Source organism: Streptomyces sp. NPDC088730 (assembly GCF_044751215.1).
GTDB lineage: Bacteria > Actinomycetota > Actinomycetes > Streptomycetales > Streptomycetaceae > Streptomyces.
In genome coordinates, this window is record NZ_JBIVLK010000010.1 from 145,592 (window position 1) to 161,892 (window position 16,301).

13 protein-coding genes are annotated in these 16,301 nt (G+C 70.1%); 3 read left to right on the forward strand and 10 right to left on the reverse strand.

What is annotated here, in order from left to right; genetic code table 11:
* Positions 1–213 precede the first annotated feature (213 nt).
* Complete coding sequence (locus tag ACIP89_RS26815; RefSeq protein WP_402117168.1) at positions 214–2,664, forward strand: DNA topoisomerase (ATP-hydrolyzing) subunit A; 2,451 nt, start codon at positions 214–216, stop codon at positions 2,662–2,664.
* A gap of 18 nt (positions 2,665–2,682) precedes the next feature.
* On the opposite strand, the gene ACIP89_RS26820 is transcribed toward ACIP89_RS26815, so the two are convergent.
* Positions 2,683–3,780 carry a CobW family GTP-binding protein gene (locus ACIP89_RS26820; protein ID WP_401931241.1) on the reverse strand — a complete coding sequence of 366 codons (1,098 nt, stop codon included), beginning with the start codon at positions 3,778–3,780 and terminating at the stop codon, positions 2,683–2,685.
* A 19-nt stretch (positions 3,781–3,799) separates the two neighbouring features.
* Entirely contained in the window at positions 3,800–4,960 is a 1,161-nt protein-coding gene (locus ACIP89_RS26825) for a citrate synthase/methylcitrate synthase (RefSeq protein WP_401931226.1), read from the reverse strand.
* Positions 4,961–5,072: 112 nt separating this feature from the next.
* Here ACIP89_RS26825 and ACIP89_RS26830 point away from each other — a divergent pair, with 112 nt between their 5' ends.
* Positions 5,073–6,467: a citrate/2-methylcitrate synthase gene (locus ACIP89_RS26830; protein WP_402117170.1), complete on the forward strand. Its 1,395-nt coding sequence runs from the start codon at positions 5,073–5,075 to the stop codon at positions 6,465–6,467.
* Positions 6,468–6,496: 29 nt separating this feature from the next.
* Here the strand turns inward: ACIP89_RS26830 and ACIP89_RS26835 are convergent, their stop codons facing one another.
* The 7 genes from ACIP89_RS26835 to ACIP89_RS26865 form a co-directional block, all read right to left on the reverse strand.
* Positions 6,497–7,516 (reverse strand): LacI family DNA-binding transcriptional regulator, encoded by a 1,020-nt coding sequence (locus tag ACIP89_RS26835; RefSeq protein WP_401931221.1) that lies wholly within the window; start codon positions 7,514–7,516, stop codon positions 6,497–6,499.
* Between the two features lie 364 nt (positions 7,517–7,880).
* Complete coding sequence (locus ACIP89_RS26840) at positions 7,881–9,473, reverse strand: cation acetate symporter (protein WP_402117172.1); 1,593 nt, start codon at positions 9,471–9,473, stop codon at positions 7,881–7,883.
* Positions 9,470–9,913: a DUF485 domain-containing protein gene (locus ACIP89_RS26845; protein WP_401931696.1), complete on the reverse strand. Its 444-nt coding sequence runs from the start codon at positions 9,911–9,913 to the stop codon at positions 9,470–9,472. The genes ACIP89_RS26840 and ACIP89_RS26845 overlap by 4 nt, the downstream gene beginning before the upstream one ends.
* 131 nt (positions 9,914–10,044) lie before the next feature.
* On the reverse strand, positions 10,045–10,722 hold the full coding sequence (locus ACIP89_RS26850) for a response regulator (RefSeq protein ID WP_402117174.1): 678 nt from the start codon (positions 10,720–10,722) through the stop codon (positions 10,045–10,047).
* Positions 10,719–11,882 carry a sensor histidine kinase gene (locus ACIP89_RS26855; protein ID WP_402117176.1) on the reverse strand — a complete coding sequence of 388 codons (1,164 nt, stop codon included), beginning with the start codon at positions 11,880–11,882 and terminating at the stop codon, positions 10,719–10,721. The genes ACIP89_RS26850 and ACIP89_RS26855 overlap by 4 nt, the downstream gene beginning before the upstream one ends.
* Positions 11,879–12,397 carry a DUF1453 domain-containing protein gene (locus ACIP89_RS26860; protein ID WP_402117178.1) on the reverse strand — a complete coding sequence of 173 codons (519 nt, stop codon included), beginning with the start codon at positions 12,395–12,397 and terminating at the stop codon, positions 11,879–11,881. Before ACIP89_RS26860 ends, ACIP89_RS26855 begins: the two co-directional genes overlap by 4 nt.
* Positions 12,398–12,560: 163 nt before the next feature.
* On the reverse strand, positions 12,561–14,681 hold the full coding sequence (locus ACIP89_RS26865; protein WP_401931208.1) for a type IIA DNA topoisomerase subunit B: 2,121 nt from the start codon (positions 14,679–14,681) through the stop codon (positions 12,561–12,563).
* Positions 14,682–15,120: 439 nt separating this feature from the next.
* On the opposite strand from ACIP89_RS26865, the gene ACIP89_RS26870 reads away from it, so the two are divergent.
* The gene (locus ACIP89_RS26870; RefSeq protein ID WP_024489001.1) at positions 15,121–15,354 is read left to right on the forward strand and encodes a hypothetical protein; all 234 of its coding nucleotides are present in this window, start codon (positions 15,121–15,123) and stop codon (positions 15,352–15,354) included.
* A gap of 103 nt (positions 15,355–15,457) precedes the next feature.
* Here ACIP89_RS26870 and ACIP89_RS26875 read toward each other — a convergent pair whose 3' ends face one another.
* Positions 15,458–16,288, reverse strand: a complete 831-nt coding sequence (locus tag ACIP89_RS26875; RefSeq protein WP_401931223.1) for a S1 family peptidase — start codon at positions 16,286–16,288, stop codon at positions 15,458–15,460.
* Positions 16,289–16,301: the final 13 nt, after the last annotated feature.

Consider the following 16,301-nt stretch of genomic DNA (forward strand, 5'->3'; position numbering starts at 1 on the left):
TCCCGTGCCGCGCACGTCATGCGCAAATCTTGCGGAAGTCGTCGGAAAAGAGGGTTCCGGCCCCCTCGGGACGGGTGGAGCACCCCCTCGGGACGGGTCGAGAACCGCCTTTGGGACGGGTCGAGGTCGGAGTTGTCGGTGCGGCGGTCCACAATGGTCCGCGTCAGAACCTGAGGTTGCCCGAACAGAATCCGTGAAGGAGTCGCAGCCGCGATGGCCCGCCGCAGCACGAAGACCCCGCCGCCGGACGACTTCGAGGAGAAGATCCTCGACATCGACGTCGTCGACGAAATGCAGGGCTCCTTCCTTGAGTACGCGTATTCGGTGATCTACTCACGGGCCCTGCCGGACGCCCGTGACGGCTTGAAGCCGGTACACCGCCGCATCGTGTACCAGATGAACGAGATGGGCCTGCGCCCGGACCGCGGCTACGTGAAGTGCGCCCGCGTCGTCGGCGAGGTCATGGGTAAGTTGCACCCGCACGGTGACGCGTCGATCTACGACGCGCTGGTGCGGATGGCACAGCCGTTCTCCATGCGGCTCCCCCTTGTCGACGGACACGGAAACTTCGGCTCGCTCGGCAACGACGACCCGCCGGCCGCGATGCGGTACACCGAGTGCCGGATGGCCGACGCGACGTCGTTGATGACGGAGTCGATCGACGAGGACACCGTCGCCTTCCAGTCGAACTACGACGGCCAGGAGCAGGAGCCGGTCGTCCTGCCGGCCGCCTATCCCAACCTCCTGGTCAACGGCACGACCGGGATCGCGGTCGGCATGGCGACCAACATGCCGCCGCACAACCTGGGCGAGGTCATCGCCGCCGCCCGCCACCTGATCAAGCATCCGGGCGCGGACCTGGACACCCTGATGCGGTTCGTCCCCGGTCCCGACCTGCCGACCGGTGGCCGGATCGTGGGACTCGGCGGCATCAAGGACGCGTACGCGAAGGGGCGCGGCTCGTTCAAGATCCGCGCCACCGTCGCCGTGGAGAACGTCACGGCACGCCGCAAGGGACTGGTCGTCACCGAACTGCCCTTCAGCGTCGGTCCCGAGAAGGTGATCGCCAAGATCAAGGACCTGGTCTCGGCGAAGAAGCTCCAGGGCATCGCGGACGTCAAGGACCTCACCGACCGCGCGCACGGACTGCGCCTGGTCATCGAGGTGAAGAACGGCTTCGTGCCGGAAGCCGTTCTGGAGCAGCTCTACAAGCTGACGCCGATGGAGGAGTCCTTCGGCATCAACAACGTGGCGCTGGTCGACGGACAGCCGCTCACCCTGGGGCTCAAAGAGCTCCTGGAGGTCTACCTCGACCACCGCTTCGACGTGGTGCGCCGGCGCAGCGAGTTCCGCCGGACCAAGCGCCGCAACCGGCTGCACCTGGTCGAGGGCCTCCTCGTCGCGCTGATCGACATCGACGAGGTCATCCGGCTCATCCGGTCCAGTGACAACTCGGCGCAGGCCAAGGACCGGCTCATCGAGCGCTTCTCGCTGAGCGAGGTCCAGACGCAGTACATCCTGGACACGCCGCTGCGCCGGCTCACCCGGTTCGACCGGGTCGAGCTGGAGAGCGAGCGGGACCGGCTCAACGCCGAGATCGGCGAGCTGACCGCGATCCTCGAATCGGACCCCGAGCTGCGCAAGCTGGTCTCCACGGAACTGGCGGCGGTCGCCAAGAAGTTCGGCACCGACCGGCGTACGGTGCTGCTGGAGTCGGCCGGTTCGCAGATCGCGGCGGTTCCGCTGGAGGTCGCGGACGACCCGTGCCGGGTGCTGCTGTCCTCGACCGGTCTGCTGGCCCGTACGGCAAACGGCGACCCGATCGCCTCCGCCGAGGACGCCAAGCGCGCCAAGCACGATGTGATCGTGTCGTCCGTACCTGCCACGGCCCGGGGCGATATCGGCGTGGTGACCTCGACGGGGCGGCTGATGCGGCTCGCCGTGATCGATCTGCCGCAGCTGCCGGACACCCATGCGGCGCCCAACCTCTCGGGCGGGGCGATGGTCGCGGAGTTCCTCACGCTGGAGGCGGACGAGGAGGTCGTGTGCCTCACCACCCTCGACGAGTCCTCGCAGGGGCTGGCGATCGGCACCCTGCAGGGCGTCGTGAAGCGTGTGGTGCCCGACTATCCGGCCAACAAGGACGAGCTGGAGGTCATCACCCTCAAGGACGGTGACCGGATCGTCGGCGCGGTGGAGCTGCGCACCGGCGAGGAGGACCTGGTCTTCATCACCTCGGACGCGCAGTTGCTGCGTTACCCGGCGGCGCAGGTGCGCCCGCAGGGGCGTCCGGCCGGCGGTATGGCGGGCGTGAAGCTCACCGAGGGCGCAGAGGTGCTCTCGTTCGCCGCGGTGGATCCGGCCTCGGACGCCGTGGTGTTCACGGTGGCCGGTTCGCACGGCACGCTGGACGACTCCGTGCTGACCTGCAAGCTCACCCCGTTCGACCAGTACCCGCGCAAGGGCCGGGCCACCGGCGGGGTGCGCTGTCAGCGGTTCCTGAAGGGCGAGGACGTGCTGACGTTCGCCTGGGCGGGCCCGACGCCCGCCCGCGCCGCGCAGAAGAACGGCGCCCCGGCCACGCTGCCCGCGCCCGACCCGCGCCGCGACGGTTCCGGGACGCCTCTGGAGTCCCCGGTCGCGGTGATCGCCGGCCCGGTGTAGCAGGCCCGGCCGGTGGCGCTACGTGTCGTCGCCGGGCCCGCGCACGTACCGCAGGACGCCCCACATGGATCGCTCGTGTGCGGCGTCCTGCGCCGTGTCCGGCGTCGGCCCGTCCGGTGCGCGACAGCCCTCCAGCTCCTTGCGCAGGGCCGGTACGTCGATGCCGGAGCCGATGAGCACCAGCCGGGTCAGCCGGGGCCCGCCGCGGGTCCAGGGCTGCGGGGCGAACCGCAGGAACCTACCGACGGCGTGCAGCGCGTAGGCGTTGTCGGGGTCTCCCGCGCCGAAGTCGACGTACCCCTTGATCCGGTAGAGGCCTTCCGGCCGGGAGTCCAGGAAGGCCATCAGCCGACGGGGACTCATGGGGACGTCCGAGGTGAAGTCGAGGCTCTCGTAGGCCGCGTGCAGATGGCCGTGCTCCTCGCCGGACTCCGCCGCCCGCTCCTCCAGGTACAGGTCCTCGAAGCTCAGCTGACGTGCCTTCTCCTCGCCGTCGGGCCGCAGCGCGGGATCGAAGAGCAGCTCCGGATCGACACGTCCGTAGCTGGCGGAGACCACGGCCGCCGTGCTGCCGGTGGCCGCGACGGCCTCCCGGATACGCAGCTGCTCGGCCTCCCCGGCCCGGTCGGTCTTGTTCAGTACGACGAGGTCCGCGACGGCCAGATGGCGGTCGGTCTCCGGGTGGCGCTCCCGGGTGGCGGCGAACTCGGCCGCGTCGACCACCTCGACCAGCCCCCCGTACACGATGTGCGGATTGTCGCTGGCCAGCAGCATCCGTACGAGTTCCTGGGGTTCGGCGAGCCCGCTCGCCTCGATGACGATCACATCGAGGCGGGCGGCGGGCCGGGTCAGGGTCTCCAGGTAGCTGTCGAGCTCGCTCACGTCGACCGCGCAGCACAGGCAGCCGCCGCCGAGTGAGACGGTCGAGCCGACCTGTCCGGACACGGTCATGGCGTCGATCTCGATGGACCCGAAGTCGTTGACGATCACGCCGATCCGGTTGCCCGCGCGATGGCGCAGCAGGTGGTTGAGGAGCGTCGTCTTGCCGGATCCCAGGAATCCGGCGAGGACGATGACCGGGATCTGCCGGCTGCGGGGCGGTGACGACGGGTTCAACGGGGCCCTTCCGGGGACGTCAGGCGGCCGGGACCGGCTGCGGCGGAGGCGGGCCGACGTAGCGGGCCGCCGGGCGGATGATCTTGGAGTCCTCCGCCTGCTCCAGGATATTGGCGCTCCAGCCGACCACCCGCGCGGAGCAGAACGTCGGCGTGAACATCTCGCGCGGCAGCCCGCACAGCTCCATGACCACTCCGGCGTAGAACTCCACGTTGGTGTGCAGTTCCCGGCCCGGCTTCAGCTCCGCGAGGATCGCCTCGACCTGCCGTTCCACCTCGACGGCGAAGTCCACGAGCGGGCCGCCGAAACTCTGGGCGATGCCGCGCAGCATGCGGGAGCGGGGGTCCTCCGTGCGGTAGACCGGGTGTCCGAAGCCCATGATCCGGTCACCGGCGAGCACCCGCTCGCGGATCCAGCCGTCGATGCGGTCGGGGGTCCCGATGGCGTCCAGGGTGTCCAGGGCCCGGCTCGGCGCACCTCCGTGCAGCGGCCCGGAGAGCGCGCCGACGGCCGCCACGAGACAGGCGGCGACGTCCGCGCCGGTGGAGGCGACGACCCGGCCGGTGAAGGTCGAGGCGTTGAATCCGTGGTCGACGGTGGAGATCAGATACTGCTCGACGGCCCTGACCCGGGCCGCGTCCGGTACGGAACCGGTGAGCATGTAGAGGTAGTTGGCCGCGTAGGGCAGGTCGTCGCGCGGTTCCACCGGTTCGAGTCCCTGACCGAGCCGGTGCAGGGCGGTGAGCACGGTGGGGACCGCGGCGCAGACGGTCAGCGCGTCGGCGCGGCGCCGGTCCCCGTCGATGTCGTACACCGGGCGGAAGCCCGCCGACGCGCCGAGCAGCGAGAGCGCCGTGCGCAGCCCCGCGAGCGGGCCGGAGACGGCGCCCGCTCGGGCTATGGCGGGCAGGGCGTCCCGCACCTCGGCGGGCAGCCGGCGCAGTGCGGCGGTGCGGGTGGCGAAGTCGGCGCGGGCGGCCGGCCCCGGCAGCTCGCCCTCGGTCATCAGGTACCAGACGTCCTCGAAGCTCCGGTTCTGCGCCAGCTCGATCGCCGAGTACTGCCGGTAGTGGTAGAAGCCCTCGCGGCCCCGGACATCGCCGAGGGCCGTGTCGGTGACGACGACACCCGCGAGACCTCGGGGGACGTCGAGCGGGGCCGAGCCGGTCATGGTCGTCATTGCTTCCTCCAGGAACATTCCGGTGCTGCGACTCTTGACATTGATTCGACTGTCCATGCTTGACTTTGCATCTGTCAATGTTGATTGAATCAATATGGATACGGTGAGCACCATGACGGATCAAGCGGCCGCGGGCGACGGTTCGGAGCGCACGGCGCAACGGCTCACCACCCGGGAGACGGCCGAGCGCCTGGGCGTGAAGCCCGAGACGGTGTACGCGTACGTGAGCCGGGGCCAGCTGAGCAGCAACCGCGCGCCCGGCGGGCGGGGCAGCACGTTCGACGCGGCAGAGGTGGACGCCCTGGCCCGGCGGACGGGGCGCAGGGAGCCCGCCTCCCCCGCGGGCGAACTGTCGTTCCGGACCGGCATCACGCTCATCGAGGGCGACCGCTACTGCTTCCGCGGCGTGGACGCCACGGAGCTGGCCCGGCGTCACACCTACGAGGAGATCGCCGAGTGGCTCTGGACCGGTGAGCTGCGGACGGGCGCACGGTTCACGGCACCCCGCGAGGCGCTGGCCGCGGCGCGCCGGACGGTCGGCGCGCTGCCGGCGCACTGCGGTTCGACGGACCGGCTGCGGGTCGCGGTCGTCGCCGCGGCGGCCGCCGATCCACTGCGTTTCGACCTGTCGCGCGAGGCGGTGCTGGGAAGCGCGCGGAGCCTGATCCCGACGCTGGTGGACGCGCTGCCGGCAGTGGACGCGGACGGAGCGGGGGGCGTCGGCACGGCCGTGGGCAACGGAGTTGGCGGGGGCGGGGAGCGGGACGAGGCCGGGGCCTTGGACGAGGCTGGGGAGCGGGACGAGGGTGGCGGCGCGATCGCGTCCGCCGGTTCCGGCCTGGCACATCAACTGTGGCCGAAACTCACCGCCCACCCGGCCGACGAGGCGTCACTTGCCGTGCTGGACACCGCTCTCGGGCTGCTGATCGACCACGACCTGGCCGCCTCCACCCTGGCAGCCCGGGTCGCGGCCTCGGCCAGAGCCCATCCGTACGCCGTGGTCTCGGCAGGGCTCGGGGTCCTGGAGGGGCCGCTCCACGGCGCGGCCAGCGGACTGGCGCACCGGATGCTGACCGAGGTCCTGGAGCGGGGCGGCGCGGCCCCGGTGGTCGCGGACCACCTCCGCACCGGCCGCCGGGTGCCGGGGCTGGGCCACCGGCTCTACACCGGCGAGGACCCACGGGCCACCGCGCTGTTCGCCCTGCTCGCGGACATCCCACGAGCGGCGCCGGCGCTGGCCGCGGCTCGCGACGTGGTCACCACGACCGCGCGCCACACCCCGTTGCACGCGAATGTCGATATGGCGCTCGCCGTGCTTTCCGTCTCCTCCGGCATGGCCTCCGAGGCGGGCGAGACCGTGTTCGCGATCTCCCGTACGGCGGGGTGGATCGCCCATGCCCTGGAGGAGTACGGGGAGCGCCCGCTCCGGATGCGCCCCATCGGCCAGTACACCGGACCGCGGCCGCCCCAGCCGCTGCCCGATGCCACAGGGTCACCTTCGCAATAGACTGTTCGCGAGGCGCAAATTAACGACGGTCAGCGGGAAGTGCTGCGCGGGGGCTGAGCCGTGGAGCCGCGCACCACCAGTTCGGGCTCGAAGAGCAGCTCGTCGGACGGCACGGCGCGCCCTCCGATCTGCACGGAGAGCAGCTCTACGGCGGCCCGCCCCATGGCCTCGATCGGCTGCCGGACCGTGGTCAGCGGCGGCTCCGTGCAGTTCATGAACGCCGAGTCGTCGTACCCGACGACGGAGACGTCGGCGGGCACCGAGAGGCCGCGGCGGCGGGCCGCGCGCACCGCTCCCAGGGCCAGCACGTCACTGGCGCAGATGAACCCCGTGACCCCTTCGTCCAGCAGCCGCATGGCCGCCGCCTGCCCGCCCTCCAGGGAGTACATCGCCCTGGCGACCCACTTGTCCGGCATGGTCGCGCCGGTCTCCTCCGCGAGCACCCGGGCGGCGGCCAGCTTGCGCTGCGAGGGCACGTGGTCCGAGGGGCCGAGCACCAGGCCGATGCGCTCGTGGCCGAGCGAGACGAGGTGCCGCCAGGCCTGTTCGACCGCCACGGTGTCGTCGCAGGAGATGCCGGGGAAGTCGAGGTGGTCGATGGCCGCGTTGATGAGGACGACGGGGATCTTCCGGTCGGCCAGCACCTTGTAGTGGTCGTGCGGGGCGTCGGTCTGCGCGTAGAGGCCACCGGCGAAGACGACGCCCGAGACCTGCTGCTGGAGGAGCAGTTCGACGTATTCCGCCTCGGAGACGCCGCCCTTGGTCTGGGTGCACAGGACGGGCGTGAGGCCCTGCTGGGCGAGCGCGCTGCCGACTACTTCGGCGAAAGCGGGGAAGATCGGATTCTGCAGCTCGGGCAGGACCAGGCCGACCAGCCGGGCCCGCTCGCCGCGCAGTTGGGTCGGCCGCTCGTAACCGAGCACGTCCAGCGCGGACAGGACGGCCTGCCGCGTGGCGTCGGAGACTCCTGGCTTGCCGTTGAGCACCCGGCTGACCGTGGCCTCACTGACTCCAACTTTTTGTGCCACCTGAGCAAGTCGTCGCGTCATGTGTGCAAGATTAGCGCAAGAAGCGCAAGCGGATTGCGTGGAACTGGAAACGAGTCAATTCTCGGAAAGCCCCGAGTTTCCCGCAGCGCCGCCACGGTGAACGCGCCGCCCGCCGACCGCCGGAACACCGCACCGGCCCGACGGTCCCGGCGGCGCTTCTCGCAGGTACAGCTCATGCGCCGACCATCGCCAACAGCGTCACCGTACTCGTCGTCAGGCCCTCTCCGGCACCCCTCACCGCACAACTCGGCGAACGGGCGGCGCCCCTAGCCGGCCCTCGCACGATGCACCATCGCCGGACCGAATTGGCCGGATCGCCGGTCTGACGGGCCACTTCCGGGCGAAGGTAGCGCCGGTCGGTCCCTCAGACGGCGCCGGCTCCGGTCAGCGCACGGACCTCGGTCTCCGCGTGCCTGGCGGCGTCCGGCGGTTCCGCCGAGGTGACCGTACCGATCCAGCCGGCCAGGAATCCCAGCGGGATCGACACCAGACCGGGATTCTCCAGCGGGAAGAGCTGGAAGTCCGCACCGGGGAAGAGCGAGGTGACGCTGCCCGAGACGACCGGCGAGAAGACGACGAGCAGCACGGCGGGGATCAGGCCTCCGTAGACCGACCAGACCGCGCCGCGCGTGGTGAAGTTCCGCCAGAACAGCGAGTAGAGGAGCACGGGCAGATTCGCGGATGCCGCGACCGCGAAGGCCAGGCCCACCAGGAACGCCACGTTCAGATCCTGGGCGAGCAGGCCCAGCCCGATAGCGGCCACCCCGATCCCCGCCGCCGCGACCCGGGCCACGGCGACCTCGCTGCGCTGCTTGGAACCCGGCCGGCGGAGCGAGGCGTAGAGGTCGTGGGCGACGGAGGCCGAAGAGGCCAGCGTGATTCCGGCGACGACGGCCAGGATGGTCGCGAAGGCCACGGCGGCGACGACGGCGAACAGAATCGTTCCCCCGGTGGATCCCTCGCCACCGCCGAGCACCAGGGCCAGCAGGGGAACAGCCGTGTTCCCGGCGGGATTCGAGGCCCGAACGTCCGCCGTGCCGACCAGTGCCGCCGCCCCGAATCCGAGCACGATGGTCATCAGGTAGAAGCTGCCGATGAGGCCGATCGACCAGACGACCGACCGGCGGGCCGCACGGGCGGTCGGCACGGTGTAGAACCGCGACAGGATGTGCGGCAGCCCGGCCGTGCCGAGCACCAGGGCCAGGCCGAGGCTGATGAAGTCGACGCGGGCCGTCCAGGTACCGCCGTACCGGAGACCGGGCGAGAGGAACTCCTTGCCGTTGCCGCTGTGGTCGGCGGCGGAGTTGAGCAGCTCGTTGACATTGCCGTGGAAGTGCACCAGGACGAGCACGGTGAGCACGATCGTGCCCCCCATCAGCAGGACGGCCTTCACGATCTGGATCCAGGTGGTGGCGCGCATACCGCCGAGTGACACATAGATCACCATGAGCGCCCCGACGCCGATGACGGTCCAGGACCGGGCGGCACCGCTCGTGCCGCCGAGCAGCAGCGCCACCAGGCTGCCCGCACCCACCATCTGCGCCACGAGGTAGAGCACGGAGACCGTGACGGAAGACGTCCCCGCCGCGATCCGGACCGGCCGCTCGGCCATCCGCGCCGCCACCACATCGGCCAGGGTGAACCGGCCGCAGTTGCGGACGAGTTCCGCGACGAGCAGCAGCACGACGAGCCAGGCGACCAGGAAGCCGACCGAGTAGAGCATGCCGTCGTAGCCGAAGAGGGCGATCAGACCGGAGATGCCGAGGAAGGACGCGGCCGACATGTAGTCGCCCGCGATGGCGAAACCGTTCTCCATGGGCGAGAACAGCCGGCCGCCCGCGTAGAACTCCTCCGCGGAACCGTGCCGGTTGCGGCTCGCCCAGGTGGTGATGCCGAGTGTGACGGCGATGAAGGCACTGAACAGCAGGAGCGCCAGGGTCTGGTGATTCCCGCTCAACGCCCGGCCCCCCGCGTCATCTCCTGGGTCTCCCAGCGCAGATCGAGCGCTGCCCGGTCCCTGCGCAGCCGCGCGTGCCGTGCGTACGCACCTGTGAGCAGGAACGTCGTGAGGAACTGCCCGAGCCCCGCCACCATGGCGACGTTGACGGCACCGGCCACGGGTCTTGCCATCAGGCCGGGCGCGGTGACCGCCATGACCACGTACGCGAGGTACCAGACGAAGAACGCGAGGGTGGCGGGGACGATGAAGCGCCGGTACCGGCGCCGCACCTCCTGGAAGGCCTCGCTGCGCTGTACCTCCAGATAGATGTCCGCCGCGCTGGGGCCACGCTGCGGCACCACGGAATGGGCTGCCCCGGCGGGCGCGAAGCCTCCCGTACCGTCCAGTTCCCCCCAACCGGAGGAGAGCGCGTCGTACCACGGGTCATCGAATCGCACCGCTGCGGACTCGCGCCCTGCTTCCTTCTCCACCGAACAACTCCCCTTGTCCACGGACCACTTCGGCCGCGTACCCAAGAATGGTCAGATGGGGAAGATCCCGGGCACTTCATTCGTGAGACTTCACCTCTTCAGGTGAAGGATGCGCCGGGCGGCTGTGCGAGCCCCCGCACGTACGCGTAGCGGACCGCCTGGGCGCGGTCACGGAGCCCCGCCTTGGCGAACAGGTTGTTGATGTGGCTCTTCACGGTGGCCTGCGAGATGTGCAGGCTGCGGGCGATCTCCGCGTTGGACAGCCCCTCGGCGATCAGGACGAGCACCTCCGCCTCGCGCGGGGTCATCCCGTCGGGCAGTTCCGGCTCAGCGCCCGCGACCAGCGGCAACGGCCCCGTGGTGACCTGCTCCAGCAGCCGGCGCTGCACGGCTGGCGAGAGCCCGACCTCGCCCGAGAGCACCGCCTCGATGGCCCGCGCGATCTCGTCTCCCCCCGCGTCCTTGGTGAGATAGCCGCGGGCCCCCGCCCGGAGTGCCGGGAAGAGCGAATCGTCCTCAGCGAAGGTCGTGAGCACGACGACCTGGGTGTCGGGATGGTCCTTGCGGATCCGGCGCGTCGCCTCCACGCCGTCACAGCGGGGCATGCGCAGGTCCATCAGGACCACGTCCGGGGCATGCTCGGCCACCAGTGCGACGGCCTCCTCCCCGTCCTTCGCCGATCCGACCACCTCGATACCAGGCAGCAGGCCCAGCAGCATGACGATCCCCTCGCGCACCACCGACTGGTCGTCCGCCACCACTACCCGCGCGGTCACGCGGGCACCCGCAGATTCACCACGAACCCCTCCTCGCCGGGACCGGCCTCCAGCGTGCCGCCGAGCAGTTCGGCGCGTTCCCGCATTCCCAGCAGACCGTATCCGGAGCCGCTGACAGCGAGGTCGCCCTCAGGACCTCTGCCGCCCGAATCGCTGACCTCCAGAGCGATCCCGTCCGCCAGGTACTCCAGCCGGATGAGCACCCTGGCGCCCGGCGCGTGCTTACGGACATTGGTCAGCGCCTCCTGTGCGACGCGACGGACCGCCTGCGAGGCCTCGGCGGTCAGCACCCGGCGCTCCCCCTGCACCCGGACCTCGACCGGCTCGGCCGCCACCAGCTGTCGCAGGAAGTCCTCCACCGGCGACACCTCGCCGCGCAGGGCGGAGAGCGCCTGGCGGGTCTCGGCAAGCCCCTCACGGGCCATGGAACGGGCCGCGACCACCCGCTGCAGGACCTGGTCCCGGAACTCCCCCGCAGGCTCCCTCTCGATCAGCAGCCGCGCCGCCTCCAGATGCACCAGCTGTGCGGAGAGACTGTGGGCGAGCACGTCGTGGATCTCCCGGGCGATCCTGGACCGCTCGTCCAGAGCAGCCGTCTCGGCCTCCGCCACCCTCGCGGCCCGCTCCTGCGCGAGAAGCCGCCGCGCGCTTCCCCTGGCCTCGGCGTCCAGGCGCAGTACGTAGCCCACGAGGCAGAGCCCGGCTGTGGTCACAGCCGTGGACGGCCAGTTGTCGGTGTTCACCACGGCGTACGCGCCGAGCGCCACCGCCGTGGACGGGACTCCCGCGACCAGCGGCAACCGCTCCAGAGCCGTGACCGCACAACCGCACCAGAGCACCACCGCCGGCACCGTGGCCCCGGCCTCCTGCGCCCCGAACGCCGCCAGCATCAGCAGGGCGAGCGTGCCCAGCGAGAGCCACAGGCGGTTCTCCAGGCTCACCCGGAAGAAGGCCACCGCGAGCACCGCGCAGCCGAACACGCCGATCAGACCGACCGCGATCTCCCAGGGCTCGAACAGCCCGTCCGTGAACGTCCCCCAGAGCATCACGATGAGCAGCGCGGCCCGTGCGGACCACGTGATGGCGGTCCGCGGACGGGTGCGCCTCTCCCGCGAGAGAGCTTCCCGTGAAGGCCAGCTCGTCCATGAAGCGGGGGTCACACCCGGTCCTTCCAAGCCTGCCGGAACGGCGCGCGGTCAGCGGTATCACCGTATGACGCCGGTATCTCCTCGACCCTCCGGGCCAGCACCCCACCGCGCACCAGCAGCGTCACCGCGAGCGCCGCCATCAGGACGGAGCTGCCCTGATGTATGCCCAGCGCCGCGGCCGCCCCGTAGAGGGCCGCCCTCAGGACCAGGCCTCCGGTCCAGACGTAGACGGTGGCCCTGGTCCCCTTGCTCCAGAGGGAGCCGTCCTCCTCGCGCCACAGCCGGGCCGTCCACCCCCAGGCCGCGCCCGTGACCAGCGCGACGAGCAGCTCGGTTCCCAGGACGACGACGGAGAGCGTCTCGTGGTGCCGGTCGACCAGTCCGGGCTCGCGCAGGGCCATCACGAGCAGGATGCCGGGCAGGACCCACCAGCGCCGGTCGCCGGAGACCCGCCGGGCCGAGCACTGGCGGACCACGACGAGAGCGATGACCGCGACGATCACCAGGACGTTGAAGAGCCCGGACATGGAAGCCTCCGAATAGCGGGAAGTTCTGTGACTCCGACGCTACGGAAACGGCCAGTACAGGGGATCGGCTCAGGGGTTGAACGCGGGTGGAGCCGTCGTCTCCACCCAGGGGTGGAGACGACGGCTCCGGTGTCGTGCGGGCCGGTCCTGCCGGACCGTGGACTCAGACGTCGATGCGCGAACGGTCCAGCGTGGCCGCCGAGCTGGTGATGAACTCCTTGCGGGGTGCCACCTCGTTGCCCATCAGCAGATCGAAGACCTGCTCGGACGATTCCAGATCACCGATGTTGATCCGCCGCAGGGTACGGAAGCGCGGATCCATCGTGGTCTCCGCCAGCTGGTCGGCGTCCATCTCGCCCAGACCCTTGTACCGCTGGATCGAGTCCTTGTACCGGACGTTCTTGCGCTGGAGCTCCAGCAGCCGCGTGCGCAGCTCGTTGTCCGAGTACGTGTAGATGTACTTGTCCTGGCCCTTCTTCGGCTGGACGAGCTCGATCCGGTGCAGCGGGGGCACCGCGGCGAAGACCCGCCCCGCCTCGACCATCGGCCGCATGTACCGCTGGAAGAGCGTCAGCAGCAGGATCCGGATGTGGGCACCGTCCACATCGGCGTCGACCAGCAGCACGATCTTGCCGTAGCGCGCGGCGTCGATGTCGAAGGTCCGTCCGGACCCTGCTCCTATGACCTGGATGATCGCGCCGCACTCGGCGTTCTTCAGCATGTCCGAGACGGATGCCTTCTGAACGTTGAGGATCTTGCCCCGGATCGGCAGCAGGGCCTGGAACTCGCTGTTCCGGGCCAGTTTGGCAGTGCCGAGCGCGGAGTCCCCCTCCACGATGAACAGCTCGCTGCGCTCGACGTCGTCACTGCGGCAGTCGGCGAGCTTCGCGGGCAGTGAGGAGGATTCCAGAGCCGTCTTCCGGCGCTGCGCGTCCTTGTGCTGGCGGGCCGCGATCCGGGTGCGGGCGGCGGCCACCGCCTTCTCCAGGACGGCCCTGGCCTGGGCCTTCGCGTCGCGCTTGGTGGACGTCAGGAACTCCTTGAGCTCCTTGGTGACGACATTGGCGACGATCCGGTTGGCCGCGGAGGTGCCGAGCACCTCCTTGGTCTGCCCCTCGAACTGGGGCTCCGCCAGCCGCACCGTCACCACCGCGGTGAGGCCCTCCAGAGCGTCGTCCTTGACAATGTCGTCCTCGGCGACGCGAAGGATCTTCGCGGAACGGAGCACTTCATTGACCGTCTTCGTCACCGAGCGTTCGAAACCGCTCACGTGGGTGCCGCCCTTGGGCGTGGCGATGATGTTGACGAAGGACCTGAGGGTGGTGTCGTAGCCGGTGCCCCACCGCATCGCGATGTCGACGACCAGCTCCCGGGTGACCTCGGTCGCCGTCATGTGGCCGCGGTCGTCGAGCACGGGCACGGTCTCCTTGAACGTGCCCTGCCCCGTCAGGCGCAGGACGTCGCAGACCGCCTTGTCCTGGGCCAGGTACTCGCAGAACTCGCTGATCCCGCCGTCGAAGCGGAACGTCTCCTCCGTCTTGCCCTCTCCGTCCAGGCCCCGCTCGTCGCGCACGACGATGGTGAGGCCGGGGACGAGGAAGGCCGTCTGGCGGGCCCGCTGGTAGAGCGTGTCCAGACTGAGCTTGGCGTCCTTGAGGAAGATCTGCCGGTCGGCCCAGAAGCGCACCCTCGTACCGGTACGCGTCTTCGGGACCCGCTTGCCCTTGCGCAGCCCGTTGGCCGGGTCGAAGGGGCTGTCCGGCCCCTGCTCGGTGAAGATGCCGGGGACCCCGCGGCGGAAACTGATCGAGTGGGTCGCCCCGTGGAGGTCGACCTCCACGTCGAGCCGGGCGGAAAGGGCGTTCACGACGGAGGCGCCCACACCGTGGAGACCGCCGGAGGCGGCGTACGCGCCGCCTCCGAACTTGCCTCCGGCGTGCAGCTTCGTCATGACGACCTCGACGCCCGACAGGCCCGTCTTGGGCTCCGCGTCGACCGGGATGCCTCGGCCGTTGTCACGGACCTCGACGGAGTTGTCGTCGTGGAGGATGACCTCGATGTGGTCGCAGTAGCCGCCGAGGGCCTCATCGACCGAGTTGTCGATGATTTCCCAGAGGCAGTGCATGAGGCCGCGGCTGTCGGTGGACCCGATGTACATCCCGGGGCGCTTGCGAACCGCTTCGAGCCCCTCGAGTACGAGCAGATGCCGCGCGGTGTAGTTGGAACCGTCTTGGTCTGCTCCGGTCAGCAGCGCAGTGGACGGCACGGACGTATCGGCGGTCACGCGGTTCGCTCCTCGCTGAATTTCATTTGGGGCCCAGTGGGTAACGGGCTCGGCTTCGGTCGCCGCTGAGAGGGTACCGAGGCCTGGTAGAGCGGGTGTAACGCCACCCTAGGAGAACCCTCACACTAGTCCAGCCTCGCATACACGTTCGATCCCTCGTCGGAGTGACGTGCACATCACGTTCCCTTCCAGGCATGAACCATTTAGGCTCCGGGCACGTCCTCATCAACAAGCCGGCAAGCCAGCCGGTCGGACGGACCGACCAAAGACAAGCAACGCGAAACCGTAGCGCCACGCAATACGGCACATTCGCCGCGAACCGGCAACAGACAGCCTTGCTGAGAAGAAGTTTCGAAGAAAAGCCACGAGCGGGAACGTTTTCGGCCTGGTTGGATGTTGACCCTGGTACGACAGCTCGTCGAGCTAGAGAAGAGGCGACGTGACTACTGTTCTGACCCCCGCGAGCCCGCTGACCGCAGCAGACCGCTGTGACCGTTGCGGCGCCCAGGCATATCTGCGCGTCGTCCTGATCAGTGGCGGTGAACTGCTCTTCTGCGCCCACCACGGTCGCAAGTTCGAGCCGGAACTCAAGAAGATCGCCGCGGAAATACAGGATGAGACGGACCGACTGACGGCCGTGCAGGCCCAAGCCGCCGAAGAGGAACAACACTGAGACCTCGCATCCACGACGAGCCAGGGGCCGGTCCTGTACCGACCGACGGGCGGCTCCCTCCACCGGAGGGAGCCGCCCGTTCTCGTACCCGGAGCCGGTGACGTCAGTCGGCGTCCGCCATCCACCCGATGGCGGCGGAAATCCGCGTATAGACCCCGGGACTCCCGGCCTGGCCGCAGCCGGCCCCCCAGGACACCAGCCCCACGAGCCGTCCATGGGCCACCAGAGGCCCTCCGCTGTCGCCCTGGCATGCGTCGTACCCGCCCTGCGGTTCGCCCGCACAGAGCATCGCTGAGGCCTCGTACGTGCCGTTCCTGCCGCCCGGGTAGGCCTCCTCGCACGAGCTGTCCGGCAGAATGCTCACGTTCGCGGACCGGAGTGACGAGGCGTAGTCACCGTTGCCCGTGGTGTCACCCCACCCGTAGACGACCGCGGCGGTACCCGCCCGGTAGCCGGCGTCACCGGCTTCGGCCATCGGGATCGCGTCCTGCTCGGGCAGCGCCTCGGCGAGGGTCAGCACCGCGACGTCCCCGCTGTTGGTGGTGGCGTCGAACCCGGGGTTGACCCACGTCCCGCTCACCGCGATCTCCTTGCCTCCGGAGCCGGTCAGCTCGTTCCGGCCGGAGATGATCCGCAGATCTCGCACCTGGGCGACATCCGTCCCGAGCGCCTCGCGGCTGAGGCAGTGCGCGGCTGTCAGCACCTTCTTCGGCCCCACCGCCACGGCGCCGCAGAACTGACCGGCGCGGGCATCCCCGAACCGGCTGCGACTGGAGAGCGCCACCACCCACGGACTGTCCTTGACCTGGGCGGGCTGACCGCCGATGACGATGCTGTCCGCGACCGCCGAGGCGGGGGACGCGAGCGGTATCACGGCCGCGGCGGCAGTGAGGGCGAGCGCCCCGGTCAAGGCGCGGACGACGGTACGGGACATGGGTACTCCTGAC